Annotated in this window: 20 protein-coding genes; 8 read left to right on the forward strand and 12 right to left on the reverse strand. The window is 39.0% G+C overall.

What is annotated here, in order from left to right; all coding sequences use genetic code 11:
- Positions 1-114: 114 nt before the first annotated feature.
- The gene (gene lptG, locus AC1M9A_RS07450) at positions 115-1,185 is read right to left on the reverse strand and encodes an LPS export ABC transporter permease LptG (protein ID WP_035263894.1); all 1,071 of its coding nucleotides are present in this window, start codon (positions 1,183-1,185) and stop codon (positions 115-117) included.
- Complete coding sequence (lptF, locus tag AC1M9A_RS07455; protein ID WP_035263893.1) at positions 1,185-2,285, reverse strand: LPS export ABC transporter permease LptF; 1,101 nt, start codon at positions 2,283-2,285, stop codon at positions 1,185-1,187. The genes lptG and lptF overlap by 1 nt, the downstream gene beginning before the upstream one ends.
- Positions 2,286-2,428: 143 nt before the next feature.
- On the opposite strand from lptF, the gene AC1M9A_RS07460 reads away from it, so the two are divergent.
- The 4 genes from AC1M9A_RS07460 to AC1M9A_RS07475 all read left to right on the forward strand — a co-directional run bounded on the left by AC1M9A_RS07460 (position 2,429) and on the right by AC1M9A_RS07475 (position 5,242).
- A complete protein-coding gene (locus AC1M9A_RS07460; protein WP_481609960.1) occupies positions 2,429-3,868 on the forward strand; it encodes a leucyl aminopeptidase in 1,440 nt (479 codons plus the stop codon).
- Positions 3,868-4,275, forward strand: a complete 408-nt coding sequence (locus AC1M9A_RS07465; protein ID WP_092767347.1) for a DNA polymerase III subunit chi — start codon at positions 3,868-3,870, stop codon at positions 4,273-4,275. The genes AC1M9A_RS07460 and AC1M9A_RS07465 overlap by 1 nt, the downstream gene beginning before the upstream one ends.
- Before the next feature lie 30 nt (positions 4,276-4,305).
- A complete protein-coding gene (gene blhA / locus AC1M9A_RS07470) occupies positions 4,306-4,914 on the forward strand; it encodes a cell division protein BlhA (RefSeq protein ID WP_481609961.1) in 609 nt (202 codons plus the stop codon).
- Between the two features lie 109 nt (positions 4,915-5,023).
- Positions 5,024-5,242, forward strand: coding sequence for a hypothetical protein (locus tag AC1M9A_RS07475; RefSeq protein WP_481591496.1), 219 nt, complete (start codon positions 5,024-5,026; stop codon positions 5,240-5,242).
- Positions 5,243-5,286: 44 nt separating this feature from the next.
- Here the strand turns inward: AC1M9A_RS07475 and AC1M9A_RS07480 are convergent, their stop codons facing one another.
- The 7 genes from AC1M9A_RS07480 to glnK all read right to left on the reverse strand — a co-directional run bounded on the left by AC1M9A_RS07480 (position 5,287) and on the right by glnK (position 11,448).
- Positions 5,287-5,835: a VTT domain-containing protein gene (locus tag AC1M9A_RS07480; RefSeq protein WP_481609962.1), complete on the reverse strand. Its 549-nt coding sequence runs from the start codon at positions 5,833-5,835 to the stop codon at positions 5,287-5,289.
- Between the two features lie 111 nt (positions 5,836-5,946).
- Complete coding sequence (locus AC1M9A_RS07485) at positions 5,947-6,606, reverse strand: riboflavin synthase (protein ID WP_092767353.1); 660 nt, start codon at positions 6,604-6,606, stop codon at positions 5,947-5,949.
- Between the two features lie 28 nt (positions 6,607-6,634).
- Positions 6,635-7,927, reverse strand: a complete 1,293-nt coding sequence (locus AC1M9A_RS07490) for a DNA adenine methylase (protein WP_481609963.1) — start codon at positions 7,925-7,927, stop codon at positions 6,635-6,637.
- Positions 7,924-9,021, reverse strand: coding sequence for a bifunctional diaminohydroxyphosphoribosylaminopyrimidine deaminase/5-amino-6-(5-phosphoribosylamino)uracil reductase RibD (gene ribD / locus AC1M9A_RS07495; protein WP_481607885.1), 1,098 nt, complete (start codon positions 9,019-9,021; stop codon positions 7,924-7,926). Before ribD ends, AC1M9A_RS07490 begins: the two co-directional genes overlap by 4 nt.
- A gap of 31 nt (positions 9,022-9,052) precedes the next feature.
- On the reverse strand, positions 9,053-9,517 hold the full coding sequence (gene nrdR / locus AC1M9A_RS07500) for a transcriptional regulator NrdR (RefSeq protein ID WP_092767359.1): 465 nt from the start codon (positions 9,515-9,517) through the stop codon (positions 9,053-9,055).
- 138 nt (positions 9,518-9,655) lie between these two features.
- The gene (locus AC1M9A_RS07505; protein ID WP_481591498.1) at positions 9,656-11,050 is read right to left on the reverse strand and encodes an ammonium transporter; all 1,395 of its coding nucleotides are present in this window, start codon (positions 11,048-11,050) and stop codon (positions 9,656-9,658) included.
- 59 nt (positions 11,051-11,109) lie between these two features.
- A complete protein-coding gene (gene glnK, locus AC1M9A_RS07510) occupies positions 11,110-11,448 on the reverse strand; it encodes a P-II family nitrogen regulator (RefSeq protein WP_004650081.1) in 339 nt (112 codons plus the stop codon).
- Between the two features lie 272 nt (positions 11,449-11,720).
- On the opposite strand from glnK, the gene AC1M9A_RS07515 reads away from it, so the two are divergent.
- Both AC1M9A_RS07515 and AC1M9A_RS07520 read left to right on the forward strand, forming a co-directional pair.
- Positions 11,721-11,948: an accessory factor UbiK family protein gene (locus AC1M9A_RS07515; protein WP_092767430.1), complete on the forward strand. Its 228-nt coding sequence runs from the start codon at positions 11,721-11,723 to the stop codon at positions 11,946-11,948.
- A gap of 89 nt (positions 11,949-12,037) precedes the next feature.
- Entirely contained in the window at positions 12,038-13,522 is a 1,485-nt protein-coding gene (locus AC1M9A_RS07520) for a YifB family Mg chelatase-like AAA ATPase (RefSeq protein ID WP_092767363.1), read from the forward strand.
- 43 nt (positions 13,523-13,565) lie between these two features.
- Here the strand turns inward: AC1M9A_RS07520 and AC1M9A_RS07525 are convergent, their stop codons facing one another.
- On the reverse strand, positions 13,566-14,306 hold the full coding sequence (locus AC1M9A_RS07525) for a TorF family putative porin (protein WP_481609964.1): 741 nt from the start codon (positions 14,304-14,306) through the stop codon (positions 13,566-13,568).
- Between the two features lie 689 nt (positions 14,307-14,995).
- Between AC1M9A_RS07525 and AC1M9A_RS07530 the strand changes: the two genes are divergently transcribed.
- Positions 14,996-16,309: an OprD family outer membrane porin gene (locus AC1M9A_RS07530; RefSeq protein ID WP_481609965.1), complete on the forward strand. Its 1,314-nt coding sequence runs from the start codon at positions 14,996-14,998 to the stop codon at positions 16,307-16,309.
- A 101-nt stretch (positions 16,310-16,410) separates the two neighbouring features.
- On the opposite strand, the gene ppa is transcribed toward AC1M9A_RS07530, so the two are convergent.
- On the reverse strand, positions 16,411-16,947 hold the full coding sequence (gene ppa, locus AC1M9A_RS07535; RefSeq protein WP_005233448.1) for an inorganic diphosphatase: 537 nt from the start codon (positions 16,945-16,947) through the stop codon (positions 16,411-16,413).
- Between the two features lie 121 nt (positions 16,948-17,068).
- Entirely contained in the window at positions 17,069-17,467 is a 399-nt protein-coding gene (locus AC1M9A_RS07540; RefSeq protein WP_035268067.1) for an MAPEG family protein, read from the reverse strand.
- 100 nt (positions 17,468-17,567) lie between these two features.
- Between AC1M9A_RS07540 and AC1M9A_RS07545 the strand changes: the two genes are divergently transcribed.
- Positions 17,568-17,951, forward strand: a complete 384-nt coding sequence (locus tag AC1M9A_RS07545) for a hypothetical protein (protein ID WP_035268065.1) — start codon at positions 17,568-17,570, stop codon at positions 17,949-17,951.
- Positions 17,952-17,960: the final 9 nt, after the last annotated feature.

A 17,960-nucleotide genomic window follows, 5' to 3' on the forward strand; every position in this document is an offset into this window, starting at 1 on the left:
TCTTTTCTGTTTACAAATTAATCAACGTATCTTAACGAATTTTTCATTAAGACTCTATCTGAACACGATGGCTTTGATTGATCTAGACCATCTATTTTTCAATTTAAAAATTCTCTAGCGCGCTCGATATAGCAAATAGCTACCTACCGCAAAGATAAGCACAATTGGCAGAAAAACAAACCAAGCGGGAGATGGTGAATACACCAAACTCGCATACCCTAAGAAGTCTTGTAGGTAGTAAAAACCAAGCCCTACAAATAACGCAATTACTAAACGAAATCCCATGGATTGTTGACGTAAAGGGCCAAAAATAAATGAGCAAGCAATCAGTACAAGTGCCAACAATGCAAATGGCGAAGCCACTTTTTGCCAGAATGCAAGTAAATACGTTTTAGGAACTTGACTATATTCATCCATATAGCGCATAAAACTGATCAATTGACTTGGAGCTAAATCTTCAGGATCAATCGTCACCATATGAACATATTTAGGTTGAAGCGCTAAAGCAACATCCTGCTGAGGAGTTTGAATCAGTCTCGAATAGCCTTCAGGAAAAATATCCATCTGACTGGCTTCAATTAAAGACCATTGTCCATTTTGTACAAATTGACCTTGATTCGCAGTCAAGACTGACTTCAGACGATAATCTTGATCAAAGTCCATCATCTCAACTTGACGTAACTGCCCTTGCGCATTTGCATAGTCAATATAAATAAATCGTTGACCTTCTCTAGTCCAATACCCTTTGACTTCGCCAAGCTCAGCAACAGAACGACGGTCTTTAATACTTTCCGCCCGCTCATTGGTGTAAGGAATAACATATTCACTGAGTAAAAATGAAAGCAATACCAAGAGCATTGCTGAGCGCATGACCCAACCCACAATACGCCACAGGCTAATCCCTGAAGCGCGCATGACAATCAGCTCACTATTTGAAGCCATTGAACCCAAACCGAGCACTGCACCAATCAATGCTGAAATAGGTAAAATTTCATATAAATATTGCGGTGAAGCCCATAGAACATGAATAAGTGCTTGCCAAGCTCCATATCCTTCTTTCAGGCTGCCTAATTCACCCATATAGGTAAAAAGAATTTGAAGGGCTGATAAAATCGCTGTAGCACCCAACATCGCCAGCGCTGTGGTTTTCGTCACATGTTTTGCGACAATTCGACGTGCCAACATTATGATTTCACCTGCTCAATTCGTTTTTTTAACTTAGGTGCTAGTTTTTGTTTACGCGAGAAAATCGCTGCACCCACTGCATAAACAATCAAGATAGCGGGATAAGCCCAAATACCAATCTCATCTTTACTAATTCTGGTTTTAATCGCCATTAATGCCACAATCAAACTGGCAAAAATTAAGAGTGCAGGAAATAATTTTAAATATCGTCCTTGGCGTGGAGTAACCTCAGACAATGCCGTTGCTAACATCAATGCCACAATCAATGTAAATGGCACAAATATTCTCCAGCCCAATTCACTGGCTACTACAGGATCTTCACGAGTTTCAATTAACTTCGAAATTGGTAACGCTTCTACATCACCACTTTCAAATTTCGCCTCTTTATCACTTTCAAGACGCAAACGATATGAAGCAAATTCAGTATGACTATATTTCGGACTATCTTGATAAATTTCGTAACGGCGACCTTGGGTTAAATCAACAACACTCGCTGTTTCACCGACCATTTCAACACGTGTCGCTTCTTTCGCTAAAATCATGATGTCAGGTTTTTCAGGCTTATCTGCTCGCTGATAGAAGAAAATTTCTTTTAAGTTTTTACGATCTTCTGAAAGTGCACCAGCATAAATGGTATAAGGACCTGAGGAAATAAACTCTTTTGGACGTACCAAATCAAAGCCTGATCGAACCGCTTGGGTCGTCGTAAGCTTTTCAAATTCACGTATACCCCATGGAGACATCCATACCATTAATACCGTTTGAATGGCCAAATAAATGGCTGTGAGAGGTAACAATAAACGAGCCAATTGATTACGACTAACACCACTGCCATTGAGAACCGCCATTTCATGATCTACATACAGTCGGCCAAACACCAACATGAGACCAATGAAAAAACCTAAAGGTAAGATCAATGTCAAAAATTCTGGAAGACGGTAGCCAATGATGCTAAATAAAATACTTGCATCCATTCGACCCTGAGCTGCCACGCCAAAATACTTGATCAAACGCCCACCCAACATGATGAGTGTAAGCAATGAAATCACAACCACAGAGGTAGATACCACTTGTTTGACGAGGTAACGTCTTATAATCAAAGTAATCTTCCAAAATTAGGTTAAATCGGCTAGCGCTAGTTTACCCGAATGTTAAAAATATAAAACCTCATTGAAATTCTATCATTGGTAGTGTTTCAATGGTTTAATGATTTAAACGGTCTCAATAGGCACACAACAAGCATATGAAACTTTCAATTAATACATCATTGGCACAAATTTCAGAAAGCCAACATTTGGTTATTTTAGTCGACTCTGAAAACACCCTTGCAGTTAAAAGCAACTATCAAATCAACAATTTAGACAGCCTAACTGAAGCAGCTCAATTCAAAGCAGGTTTCAATGAGTCTTTATCGTTATTGGGTCAAATTGATAATCAACCGAATAGCATTCTACTTGGCTTAGGTAATGCACAAGAAGTTAAAGCTGCAAAATTAGCAAAAATTGCACAAACTATTATCAAAGCTTCACAAAAAAAATTCAAACAAATCAGTGTTGATATTTCAGCTTTGCCGAATGAATTACACTACTTATTTGCACTTAAACTCACTCAATCTGCTTATGCTTTTGACGAGTTTAAGTCGAAAAAAAATGACTTTATACTCGAACAAGTTCATCTAATTGCATCAAACTCTACGCTAACGTCAAATCAACTTAACTTAATTCAAGCAATTGAAAGCGGTCAAAACGTTGCACGTGATTTAGCAAATCGTCCAGGAAATATTTGTTTTCCTGAATATTTAGCGGATCATGCAATTGCATTGGCAGCAGAATTCCCAGATTTATTGAAAGTAACCGTGCTAGATGAACAGCAAATTGCTGATCTTGGCATGAATGCATTTCTTGCAGTCAGCAAAGGTTCAGATCGCCCTGGACGTATCATTACTCTTGAATATCAAGGTCAACTTGAACAAGCTCCTATCGTCCTCGTGGGTAAAGGAATCACTTTCGATACGGGTGGTATTTCATTAAAACCAGGTTTAGGCATGGATGAAATGAAATACGATATGGGTGGTGCAGCTTCAGTTTTAGGAACCATGCGCTCACTCTGTGAAGCTCGCCTTCCGATTCATGTTGTAGGTGCAATTGCGGCGGCTGAGAACATGCCATCAGGTCATGCAACTCGACCAGGTGATATCGTCACCACGATGAGTGGTCAAACTGTTGAAATTCTAAATACAGATGCCGAAGGTCGCTTAGTCCTCTGTGACACGCTGACCTATGTCAAACGCTTTAACCCAGAACTTGTAATTGATATCGCAACATTAACAGGCGCTTGTGTTGTTGCTTTAGGCTCTGTTTTAACAGGTATGTTCACACCAGATGATGAACTGGCACATGAACTTTCTCAAGCTGGTGAACAATCCTTTGACCGTGTATGGCGTATGCCTGTCTATGATGACTACCAAGAACAGCTTGACTCTCCATTTGCTGATATTGCCAATATTGGTGGTCCAAAAGCTGGTGCTGTTACAGCTGCTTGTTTCTTGCAACGCTTCACACGTGAATATCGTTGGGCACATTTAGATGTTGCTGGTACAGCTTGGACATCTGGCGCAGCAAAAGGTGCAACTGGTCGCCCAGTTCCATTATTGGTTCAATTTCTCGCAAATCGCGTAAATTAATGTCTAAAATCAGCTTCTACTTATTTGAAAAGAGTCCAGAACGACAGGTCCAAAGTGCCTGTCGTTTATGTCGAAAAATTCTGCGTCACCCTGCAAAAATATGGATTCATTGTCCAGAATTGAGCATTCAAAACGAACTCGATGATTTACTTTGGAGTTTCGATCCGCAGAGTTTTTTGACACATGGCATTGATGATCAATCAGCAGCTATTTGTATTTCGTCTAAGCTCCCTGAAACTCAGGAATGGATCGTGTTTAATTTTCACATTCATGCACTTGAAGATCCTTCACGTTTCAGTCACATTATCGAAATTATTGAAAACAACGAGGCTGCCAAAGAAATTGGACGAGAGAAATATAAAACCTATCGAAAATTAGGTATCTCACCTCAAACACATAAACTTTAGCGCGTTGTCATTGGAAAAAGGAGAATCGCGGTGGCCATTAATGTCGGTCAAGATTTTAAAAAACGTTGGTTGAAAGCACCTGAAGCGGTTCGCCAAGCTTTTATTGACGACCTTAATCGCATCAGTGATTTACTCGAACCTCAAACTCAACCAGATCAATGGTTAGACCATGATAATCGTGCCCAACAAGTGGCTCAGTTAAAGGTTGAACAGTCTTATGCGGATGAAAAAGCACGATTAATTGAAGAAGCACGTATTCGTAAGCAATTGGCTTTAGAAAAATCATTAGCAGAAAAACGTGCACTGCAAGAGGCTTATAATCAAAAGCTTCTACAAGACGAATATCTAAAATTTCAACAACAAACCGATTCGCTCGTACAGTTACGACAAGTGATTGATGCAGAAATCGATGAATATACTGAAAAATACCAAAAAGTGACTACACCCCATCGGGACTTTTCAGGAAACTCTCCTGCGCATTTATCAATTCATCAAGATTTAGATACGATTCGTTTACGTCTCGAGCTTGAAGCTGAAACCATGATTGAAGATGCCGTACAAATCTTTAAATCAAAACTTCAAGCAGCAGCAAAAGAAGAGATCGAACTTATTTTAAAAAATACATCTCTACCTTCTTAGAGGCTCGAACGGTGGATGCTTAGTGTCATCAAAATGAAACATATTTGTCACACCATGAATGTGATTTAAATGCTCTCTGCGATTTGACGGACAGGAGGAAAGTATCACCATGGATCTTTTAAACAACATCTCTGAACGAATCACTCATTTGAAATCTGGCGAACATGTCACGATCAGTGCTCAAGAACTATTGATTAGTCGAGCAGATTTTCAATCGGTTTTAGTGTATTTAAAACATGAGTCGAAAAGAGGCGACTTTTTAATTCAAGATGAAGATTTGGTAGAGAATTGGTTTGATCGCACATCACTCACCATTAATAAAATTTAAAAGAGCCCACTGAGGGCTTTTTTTATCAGGTTTGAAGTATCAATTTAAGCAAAAAAATCTAAAACGGCTGAGAATATATTTCCCATGCCATACCCCATACCTAGTAAAAGTGCGATCCAAATCCAAGCACCAATAATATTGTAAAACATGAAACTGCTATAGCTCATATATCCAGAGCCAGCAGCGAATGGAGCAAAAGAACGTACAAAAGGGATAAAGCGCGCAATTAAAATGGTCTTACCACCATGTTTTTCGAAATAAGCATTCGTTTTGGCAATATAGTCAGGTTTTAACCAACGTGAGTGGTCGCTAAAATATTTAATACCAAGCCATCGCCCTGTATAGAAATTGAGAATATAACCAAGGACTGAGGCGATAAATAATAACAATCCCATATAGTGCAAATGAATCAACTCAGTGGTCGAACATAAAGCACCGATGGCGATGAGCAAACTGTCCCCAGGTAAAAAAAACATGAAAACGGAACCATTTTCCGCAAATATCACTAAAAATAAAATTGCGTAAATCCATACGCCATATTGCTCTAATAAACTAGGTAAAAGCTGCTCTAAATGCAGTAAAAAATCAATCATTCTGAAGTTCTCTGAGCATGTTGCTTTCTCCTTTAGATAGATTGTATACCTAATTTATTTAAACAAAAAAACAGCCTAAAAATTTAGGCTGTTTTCTATTTTAATCATTTTTTAACGTAAAAAGCCATTCTGTGCTAAAAATTCCATGCTTAATTTAGACTCAGGTTTATGTTCAGCAGCCTTATCCCCAAGCAATAAACGTTCAATATATCGTGCAAGTACATCGACTTCTAAGTTTACTTTAGTCCCGACTTTCCACGTACTAATATTGGTCCGCTCTGCAGTATGAGGAATAAGATTTAAACTCAACACATTGCCACGTAGATGATTGATTGTAAGACTAATTCCATCAACTGTGATGGAACCTTTCTCCGCTAAATATTTTGCAATTTCAGGCGGGGCCGTTACCTCAAAATAGAGTGAACGTGCATCTTGACGTTGCACCGTAATTTCACCAACAACATCTACATGTCCACTAACAATATGACCACCAAAACGAGTTGTTGGTAACATCGCTTTTTCTACATTGACGGTTTGCCCAACCTTCCAACTCGATAAAGTTGTACGATGAATACTTTCAAGTGACACATCTGCTTCGTACCATTGATTGCCCCATGCAATAACAGTTAAGCAGATGCCATTAGTCGCAATAGAATCACCCAAGTGAACATCAGACATATCAAGATCAGTCTGTATACGCAAGCGGATATCACCACCTACATTTTGTAAACTTTCGACTTTTCCTAAACTTTCAACAATGCCTGTAAACATAATGGGTACTCTTAAATTTGTTCTATTTTTACCATAAATCCAATTGTTCAGCGACGCCTGTAGTGTCAACTCCACCCAATTCAGCATAGTGGTGTAACTGACCAAGTAACTGTCGAATTGGCGGTCCTGATTTTGCGTGCGTGTCTGTAATCACGATAAACTCAAGAACGCGCGCACGCTCAGACTGACGCTGCTTACTCACACGATATCTTGGAACATCTTGAGTCAAAATTGTGACTCGTCCACGCTCTAAATTCGCTTTAAGTAAATCGCCAGCCTCAATATTTCCATCCGTTGAATAGCTGGTCAAAATATAGCGTGCATTAATGGTTTGCAAAAGCTTTTCATACGCTTCTTTGGCATGTTTAGAAGAATTGTATGGGCTTGGTCGTTCTTTACGCCAAGCACGGTCGATTCCACTCTTGAAACCCTTAGTATCTGGACTTGGTAAATCTACCTGATCCCATAAAGTCAAAGCATTCAATACATGATAGTTGCTACTATACGCATGCTGATTATAGGGTGGATCCAAATATGCCACATCGACTTCGAAACCACTCATTTGGTTTGCTAAGTGTTGAGCATCCACACACCACATTTCAGCTGCTGGGCCTGTCAGATTTGAATTTTCACAAAAACGACTTGGGGTCAGCCATAGTAATGATTCAATTCGCTCTAAAGCCGTCTGAGTTTTACCGCCCCAGCCGTGATGGAAACTCTTAAATACGCCTGACGTATTACTCACAAAACTTGCTGAATACAATAAAGGTGCAAGTAAAGCGCTCATTTCCACATCATCAATTGCACCTTGAGCTTGCCAGGTTGCAATTTGTTGACGAATTGCATCAATGCGCATGCCATTTCGACGTTTGAAGAATAAACGGTCTCGTGAAGGATCATAGATCTCATCATTACGAGGACAGAGATTGTGTGTTACCCATCCTTTGACCTCAGGCAAGCGATTAAGATAATCAATTGCTTTCTGATATCCGCCTAATTCTTTAAAAACAGGAGCTTCAGTACATGACAATATGGCATGATTGAGTGCGTGGCTGTAAGGCTCCCAATCATTCGCTATTACTCGGTAGCCATTTTGACGAGCCAAACGAGAAACCACACCACTCCCAGCAAAAAAGTCCGCAAAGATAGGCGCTCGACCTGAACTCGTATTCAAAGTTCCAGTGCTTTCTAATGCCTCAAGAATCAAATGTAATAAACGACGCTTGTTGCCTAAATAAGGCACAAGTTGATTAAACAAATACTCATCTGTCGTACGTGCTGCATGGCGACGTTTATGATAAACCGTTGACTCTGTACTCATAGCGACTCTTGATCAGGGATTAATTTTAAACGGATGTCATCACCTAACTGAGTTACATCTTGAAGTTTAAAACGGAGTTGTTCTGTCATTTGTTTAAATTCAGCATTAAACATTGGACGAGCTGATTGACCTAATAGTGTAGGCGCAATATAACTAATCAATTCGTCTACCAAATTTTCCTGCAAAAATGCAGTAGATAGGGTTGCACCAGCTTCCACCATCACATCATAGATTTGAAAATCTTTTAAGACTTTTAGCAACTCAACTAAGGGCTGAACTTCGAATTGAATCACGCCAAGTTGTGCAAGCTCTGCTCGAAATGGTCCCATGACCATGACAGTATCAGGATTCTCTAACACTTTAGCATCTAAAGGTAAGCGACCTTGACGATCTAAAATCACACGTTTTGGCTGCACAACTCGTTCTAATTGAATATTCGGTAGAGCTCTAACATTCAACTGACAATCATCAGCCAACACTGTTTCAATACCCGTGATCACTGCACCAGAAATTGCACGCCAATGTTGAACATCCTGACGTGCCAGTTCACCTGTAATCCACTTCGACTCCCCTGAAGCCATTGCTGTACGACCATCGAGACTCGACGCGACCTTTAAACGTACATAAGGTAATCCCTTAGACATAGCTTTAAAGAAGCCTAAGTTCAAAGGACGCGCTTCCAACTCACAGATCCCGACTTCAACGTCTATACCTGCTTGTTGTAGGATAGCCACACCTTTACCAGCAACCAATGGATTAGGGTCTGAACAAGCCACTATCACTTTTTCAATGCCCGCTTCGACCAAACCTTTAGCACAAGGAGGAGTACGACCATAATGCGCACAAGGTTCTAATGTGACATACGCGGTTGCACCCTGTGCTTGCTCCCCTGCTTGACGAAGTGCAAACACTTCGGCATGTGGTTGCCCAGCTTGGGGGTGAAAGCCTTCACCAATAATCTGTCCGTCTTTGACAATGACACAACCTACATTAGGATTTGGTTTTGTCGAATATTGACCTTTCTTCGCCAATGCTATTGCACGACGCATCCACATTTGATCTTGATCGATCTTTTGTTGCGAGAACTCAGACATTCATAACCTTGAAGTTGAATTTGGGGCGAGATTAATGTTCTTGATCTCGGTGTTGCATTTGTTCGATTTGACGGCGGAACGCTTCTACATCTTGGAAATCTTGATATACAGATGCAAAACGTACGTATGCGACATGATCGAGTGCAAATAAAGCCTTCATTACAATTTCGCCTATAGTACGCGAACGCACATCACGTTCACCTAGTCGACGAATTTGAAGTTGAATATCACTGACCACCGCTTCAATTTGTTCTTGTGTCACAGGACGTTTTTGTAAAGCATGCATGAGTGAACGACGAAGTTTCGCTTCATCATAAGGTTCATTTTTACCATCAGACTTGGTGACACGAGGCATCACCACTTCAAAACTTTCAAAAGTTGTAAAACGCTCATTACAACTAATACATTCACGACGACGGCGAATTTGGCAGCCTTCAGCAGCTAAACGTGAATCAATCACCTTACTATCAGCGGCGTTGCAAAATGGACAATGCATAGCGGTTTAATTGAACAAATTCTATTTGCACCAAGTGTATCAAAAAATTCTGCTCATGTTGAGCTTTCATCAATATATAGAAAAAAAACAGCCCCAAAGGGCTGTTTCACACTATATATTGATTGTTGTGTTTAATCGTTATTCAACGCGCTCACCATGTTGACTTAAATCCAGACCCATACGCTCATCGTCTGACTCAACACGAATACCGATGATTAAATCAATGACTTTTAAGATAATGAATGTCAGGATTGCTGAATAAGCGATTGTTGCAAGAACACCTTCAACTTGTACCCATAATTGGCTTAATACGTTTGTAGGTGCTGCATCGCCCATGATGAACTCACTTGCAAAGAATGCGGTTAGAATTGCGCCAACGATACCACCAACACCGTGAAGTCCAAAGGCATCTAATGAGTCATCCGCTTTCAATGCACGTTTTAATGCTGTAATACCCCAGAAGCATACGACACCACCAATTAAGCCCATCGCTAAAGCACCACCTACTGTCACGAATCCAGCAGCTGGCGTAATCACAACCAGGCCAGCTACCGCACCTGATGCGGCACCCAACACAGAAGCTTTGCCACGAACCACTTTTTCAGTGATTAACCATGAAATGGCAGCAGCGGCAGCAGCAACTTGAGTTACCACCAATGCATAACCTGCTGAACCATTTGCACCTAATGCAGAACCACCATTGAAGCCAAACCAGCCGACCCAAATTAAACTCGCACCAATGACAGTCAATGTAAGGTTATGTGGTGCCATTGATTCTTTGCCTAGCCCCATACGCTTACCAAGCATATACGCCGCAACTAAACCAGCAACACCTGAGTTAATATGAACAACAGTACCACCTGCAAAATCAAGTGCACCATCGTTACCTAACCAACCACCACCCCATACCCAATGTGTAATAGGAGCATAGACAACCACCACCCAAATTGCGATAAACGCAACAAAAGCACTGAATTTCATACGCTCAGCAATAGAACCACTAATAATGGCAACGGTAATGATTGCAAATGTCATCTGGAAGATGACAAATAAAATTTCTGGAATTGTTCCACTCAATGCTTCTGTAGTGATACCAGACAACATAAATTTATCTAGACTTCCAATAAAGGCATTACCTTCACCAAAAGCAAGTGTGTAACCAACCACCACCCAAGCGATACTGACTACCGCAGCAGCGACAAAGCTGTGTGCCATGGTACTTAAGACATTTTTTTTACGTACCATACCGCCGTAGAACAGCGCTAAACCAGGAATGGTCATGAGTAAAACGAGTGCAGTTGAAACTAAAATCCAGGCAGTGTCACCCGTATCAAGAACTGCCGCTTCTTCAGCAGGAGCTTCTTCTGGAGCTGCTGGTAATGTTTCAACCAAATTAGAATCTGTAGATGAAGCTTCAGTTTCAACAACTGCAACTTCAGGAGAGGTCGGTTCTGACACTGCTTCTTCAGCCCATGCGACAGAACCACCTAAGAGTGCGCCAGACAAGCTCAGCGCCATTAGCATTTTTTTCATTCGTATCCCCCAACCTAGTTTTTGTGAGTTATTCGCTACTCAGCAAACTTCATGCCAAATTAAACTGCGTCAGCACCAGTCTCACCAGTACGGATACGGATAACTTGTTCTAGATTCGTCACGAAAATTTTTCCGTCACCAATTTTGCCAGTACTAGCTACACGTGTAATTGATTCAATCACTGAATCAACCATTTCGTCACTGATTGCGATTTCAATTTTTACTTTAGGTAAAAAATCAACCACATATTCAGCACCACGATAAAGTTCAGTATGACCTTTTTGACGACCAAAACCTTTTACTTCAGTTACGGTGATCCCTTGAACGCCAATTTCAGAGAGTGCTTCACGCACGTCATCTAATTTGAATGGTTTTACAATTGCTGTTACGAGTTTCATGTTGTTTTCCTTCGGCTTTTTTCACCAGTAAGGTTTTATGTTCAAATTTCATGCCAAACTTCATAATGGTTGGGGATATTAATCAGCTAGCATGAACTTATTTATAACCTATTTTATACGCCTACATGGTCTTATGTTCTAAAAATATTGGGTATTTTGATGGATTTTTTTTATGTTGTTATTGGTTTAACCTATGAAATGTAGTTAACACTAGGGTCAAACCAAAACGAATGTTAAACTTCAATGTTGACGACTTATTATTCGGACGAACTATGATTGAAACTTTATTGCAGGCAATCTTAGAACAGGTTGACCAACCCAAAAAAGATTTAGAAAAAAATGTGAGAGCGTTGTTAAACGAAGCGATTAGTAAAATGGATTTGGTTTCTAAAGAAGAAATCGAGCGTCAGAAAACTGCACTAAACAATGCCAATTTGCGTTTAACAGAACTTCAAACGCAATTAAAATCATTAGAAAGCTTAATTTCCGATCAAAAATAAGCAACATTGCACCAATACAGTGCTTAAACACAAAGTTAGTGATTAAAAATAAAGCAATTCTAAAAATAATATAATAATGGTTCAGTTTTATGTCATTTGCCAAAATTTATACCCGAGGTCTTCTTGGTTTACATGCACCACTGATTGAAGTCGAGGTTCATGTCAGCCAAGGATTACCTTCACTCACCATTGTAGGTCTTCCAGAAGCTGCTGTTCGAGAAAGCAAAGATCGTGTCCGTTCTGCAATCATTAATAGCGGTTTTCAATTTCCAACCAAACGGCTGACGATCAATCTAGCCCCAGCTGATTTACCCAAAGATAGTTCAAGGCTTGATTTACCTATTGCTTTGGGGATTTTAATCGCTTCAGGGCAACTACATGATCAAAATATTGACCGTTTTGAATTTATAGGAGAATTGGCACTCGATGGTCTGTTAAGACCTGTAACTGGAACTTTGACTATCGCAATGGCATGTCAAACCGCAGGTCATGAGTTAATGATTCCTGTGAGTAATTTGGATGATGCAGCCCTTCTTCCCAATTTTGAGGTGTATACAGCCAAGTCATTAAAAGATGTTTGCCAACACTTTGATCAATCGAGTCCAATTCAACCCATATTAGCGAATAAAACGATCCAACCTCAAATAAATCGATTTGATCTCGCTGATGTCAAAGGTCAATTACGTCCAAGACGCGCCTTAGAAATTGCAGCAGCTGGTGGACATTCTATTTTATTTAAAGGCCCGCCAGGCACTGGTAAAACACTGCTTGCCTCAAGATTGTCTGGCATCTTGCCCCCATTAACCAATCAAGAACACTTAGAGGTCGCAAGTATTTACTCCATTGCAAATACACCTTATCAATTTGGTCATCGCCCCTTTAGAGCGCCACATCATACGGCATCCGCTGTGGCCTTGGTTGGTGGTGGATCACACCCTCGACCAGGTGAGATCACCTTAGCCCATTTAGGTGTACTTTTTCTCGATGAATTACCTGAGTTTGACCGAAAAGTCTTAGAAGTATTGAGGCAGCCTCTTGAGTCGAAAGAAATCGTCATTTCCAGAGCATCAAGACAAATTACTTTCCCGGCTAATTTTCAATTTGTCGCTGCAATGAATCCATGTCCATGTGGATATGCCTTCAATCAAGACAGTCGTTGTCAATGTTCACCTGAATCAATTAAGCGCTATCAAAATCGAATTTCTGGCCCTTTACTAGATCGGATTGACTTACATATTGATGTGCCACCTTTACCTCCCCAAGACATGCAAAGCACTACACCGATGGAGAATTCTGAAACAGTCAGAAAACGGGTGATTCAGGCCTATGAGTTGCAAATTCAACGACAAGGTGTGACAAATCAAAATCTAAGTTCTCAACAGCTTGATCAAGTGGCTCAACTAGATGATTCTGCAAAAAAGATTATCGCTATGGCTCAGCAACGTTTGAATTTATCAGCACGTTCTTACCACCGAATCTTACGTGTCGCTCGTACAATTGCTGACTTAGCGAGTTCTGAACATATACAAACAGCTCACTTAACCGAAGCACTCTCTTATCGTAAACAGGAATAAAAAAAGCGACTCAGTTGAGTCGCTTTTTTTATTTGAGTTGAGTTTAGAAGCTATAACCCAATGCTAATACCATTTTATTCTTTAAATTGTTTCCATAACGATCATCACCACCAATAATATAATTCATGCTTGCTGTGGCACCTGTTTCCCCTAAAGCTTTACTTAGACCAATATCAAAGTGACGGAAATTAAAACTTTCTGACTCTGGTGTTTCTGCAACATACTTACCGTCTTTTTCATAAACATATAAACCCAAAGCTGTGTCCAAGCTAAAATCGTTTGGTAGAGGATAACTATATGTAGCTTTTAAATATGTGTCTCCAGCGTTCCCCCAACCTGTATCTTCCAACAAAGTTTGAGCAGTTACTCCAACATCTTTGTAATTCAGACCAAGTAATAATTCAAAGCCATCATAAACTGACGTTTCAACGTCATAATAATAGTAATAAGTTGTACCTACAGTAAAACCAGTGTTTTCATTGATTGAACCGTTGTAACCCACATAAAAATTATTTTCCATTGGATTGGTAGTACCGTAAGCATCTGTACCTAACGTAGATGTCCACCACCCTGCGTACAATCCAGAACTATGGCTATAGTCTAATCCACCTTGTAATGTAGCTTCAGTATTTTCAGGAGCTGCCGTATTACCACGCAATATATAACTTGATAAAACACTGATATTACCCGATACAGAATGCGGTGAAGTTGGTGCCTCAGCAAAAGAAAATGTTGATGCAGATGCTACAACTGCTAGACCCAATGCTTGAATTGCTAATTTCATATTTATGTTCCCCCCACATCATGATTAGATGCTTTTTCGGTTTATTTGTTGAACTCATATGTGAATTAGCAATAGCTATGCCAAAGTTAAAGGTGTCTAGATACAAAGGAATTAAAACAACGAGATAAAATAATTTAAAGTAATGATTTTATTAATATATTTATTTAAATTTCTTATTTTCAAAAATATTCAAAGAAATTTTTTTTGACGATCCACTTGAGTTAAAGGCATATCTTTTTAGATTACACATTCATTTACAAGATGCATCATTTTAAGGCTATTTTTTAAACAAATTTAAAATTGGAGTATCAATTTAGTGCGGCATGAAAAGCCAATGATGTCTGAACCACATTAAAATTAAATGAAAATGAACTGAATAAATATCATTCTTATTTAAAATCCTTTATTCATCCTTATTTACTTCTGATGTTACAAAAAAAAACGTGCCATATTGACTAAATTAAAAAAAAAAAAGAATATCAGGTTAAAAATAAATATATGTTATTAATAGTTAAATTTAATTTTATAATAATTTTAATCTTTAATAATTCACAACTTAGTTTAATTTATATACTTTTTGCTTATGACTTTAGGTGCGAAATTGTGAATAATAGAGCCAATTTTGTTATACATTACGTATACAAATACTAAACATTAACCATAATCATTTTGTATGAGGCTCTCTCCCAATGCAAAAATTCCAAAAACTAAGCTTAGCAGTTCTTATTCAAACTGCTTTAATTTCTACTGCATTTGCGAGTGAGCAAAGTGAGTCAAAGGGATTCGTAGAAGATGCTGAAGGATCAGTATTATTCCGTACAGGTTTCTTGCATCGTGATAAAAAGAACGGTGTCGAAGATACCAGCTCAGCAGCTCAAACAGCCATGGTTAAAATTGAGTCTGGTTTCACGAAAGGTATCGTTGGTTTCAGTGTTGGTGTTATTGGTGATGGGTCTTTCAAATTAGGTGATAATGCCCATACCGGTAATGACATGATTCCAGTCGATAATAATGGTCATGCTTATGATCATTGGGCAAGAGGTGGTGCTTTCATCAAAGCTCGTATGTCGAACACCACAGCTACTTATGGGACTCAGATTTTAGATTTACCTGTTCTTGCAAGTAATACAGCTCGTTTGGTACCTGAATATTACACTGGCTTGTTAATCCAAAGTAATGAAATCGATAATTTGACTTTGGTTGCTGGTAAATTTACTGAAAACCAACGTTCTAGTCAAATCAATACCGATGGAAATGAATTAGATCGCGCGGTTGTTTGGGGCGCTAAATATAACTTTGGTGATGCTCTCAATGCGTCTTATTATGGTACAGACATTAAAGATCGTTTAGAACGTCACTATGTGAATGCCAACTATAGTTATGCCGTGGCTAAAGGTAAGTTGACTCACGATTTCAGTGCATATCGTACTGAATGGGATGCTGCACCAAATAATACGGCATATACTTATTCTCATACTTCAAATGATTTCAATAACTTAAGCAATAATATTTGGGCAATTTCAACAACTTACAATACTGGTCCACACAATGTAATGCTTGCTTACCAACAAAATACAGGTAATACAGGTTATGACTATGGTTTGGGCAAAGGTGTTGGTGATGGCCATCAAACGATTTATATGCCTAACTCGTATTTATCTGATTTTATTGGTAATGATGAAAAATCCCTACAGCTACAATATACCTATGATTTTGGTGCATTAAATGTTCCTGGCCTGTCATGGACTTCGGCATTTGTTTATGGATGGGATATTGATGTATCTGCAGGGGGTACTGACCGCTCAGTATTGCTAACCAATGATGCACAGGAACGTGAATTCTTTAATCAAGTGAAATATACAGTCCAATCTGGTTTTGCTAAAGATGCAAGCTTACGTGTTCGTCACTCTTACTACCGTGCAAGTGATGAATATCAAAGCGCTTATATCGGCGACACCAACGAATGGCGTATTTGGTTAGACATTCCCGTGAAATTATTCTAATTTTCAACTAAAAAGATCAATAAAAAAACCTGCACTTTGTGCAGGTTTTTTATAAAAGCTACAAGATCAAAGTTTGTAGCTTTATTTATACATCAGGCAAATTATTTGTTTGCTTCTGCATAAGCAGCAATTGAGCTTAACACTTCTTGTTTAGCAACATCTGCACCTTCCCAACCACTTAACTTGACCCACTTACCTGGCTCTAAGTCTTTGTAGTGTTGGAAGAAATGTTCAATTTGGCTAATCAATAAAGGAGGAAGGTCAGTATATTCCTGAACATCTTTATAGATTGGCGTTAATTTATCGTGTGGTACAGCGACAAGTTTCGCATCAACACCACCATCATCTTCCATATTTAATTTACCCACTGGACGACAACGGATAACCGAACCTGGTTCTACAGGATGTGGTGTAACAACTAATACGTCTAATGGATCGCCATCAAGAGATAATGTATTTGGTACATAACCGTAGTTTGCTGGGTAGAACATTGCAGTACCCATGAAACGATCTACGAAAAGTGCATCTGAATCTTTATCAATTTCATATTTAATTGGTGCTGCATTTGCAGGGATTTCGATAATTACATAGATATCGTTTGGTGCATCTTTACCTGCAGGGATATTACTGTAGCTCATAGCAAACTCTTTACTGTCAGTGTTCATTAAAATGGGGTTGATTATAACGCTTTATTCAGCAATCATCATTCGATTATACAAGCTGAAGATGTATTTTAGGTATGGTGTTAGTCTGTTTTTCTTAGAGCAATCGAATAATTAATAAAAGCAATAAGATCGGACAAAGCATTGATAAGAACCAAACAATTGATCTAAGGGTCGCCCAATTACATAAATAACAAATCCCATAGATGATTCGTAAGACGATATACGCCGAACCTAATAGAATCACCAATTGTTGTTGAACAACCATATACTCAGCCATCAAAACTGCCGCAATAAATAATGGCAAACTTTCAAAGCTATTTTGCTGAGCTGCATTTGCTCGAGCCGCTAAGCCTGTGGTTTTAGACATGAATTCACGCGGATTTTGATTATCCTGCCCTTTAAAACCACCTGCAATTTTAGCAATGACTGTAAATAAATAAGGGAGTAAACAAGCAATTAAAATAAGGTAAATAACACCTTCAATACCGTGCATGGATTTCAGTCCAATGATTTAAGCTGGTTTTATCTTAGCATGATGTTTGTGCGATAATTTTAGTTAAATTATTTTGTTTATTAAAATTCTGAGTAATGGCATGACCAATTCTGACCAAAAAAAGTTATTTGATGTTCTCGAGTTACAAAAGCAACATCAAAAACGTGTCGATCGTGTGCTTTATATCGTTCTTCCGATTATGGCTTTCTTGATCAGCGTAATTTGTGCCAATATGAATTGGCAATCGACTCTCGGCACATTGCTGGTTCTCATCATCGCCTTTATCGCGGTGGGGATTAAACGAGCGAATAAATGGATCTGGCTGAGCATTATTTCAGTATATAGCTTAGTTGATATTTACTTCAGTTATTCAGGACAGTTACCGAGTTCTGCTGTAGGACGTCATTTAGGTACAATGCTGACATTCACATTTATTATTGCAACAGCGCGACCTTATATCGACCGTTGGCTAATGAAAGAATAAATTAAAAAA

It is taken from the genome of Acinetobacter sp. ANC_7634, from assembly GCF_056779875.1.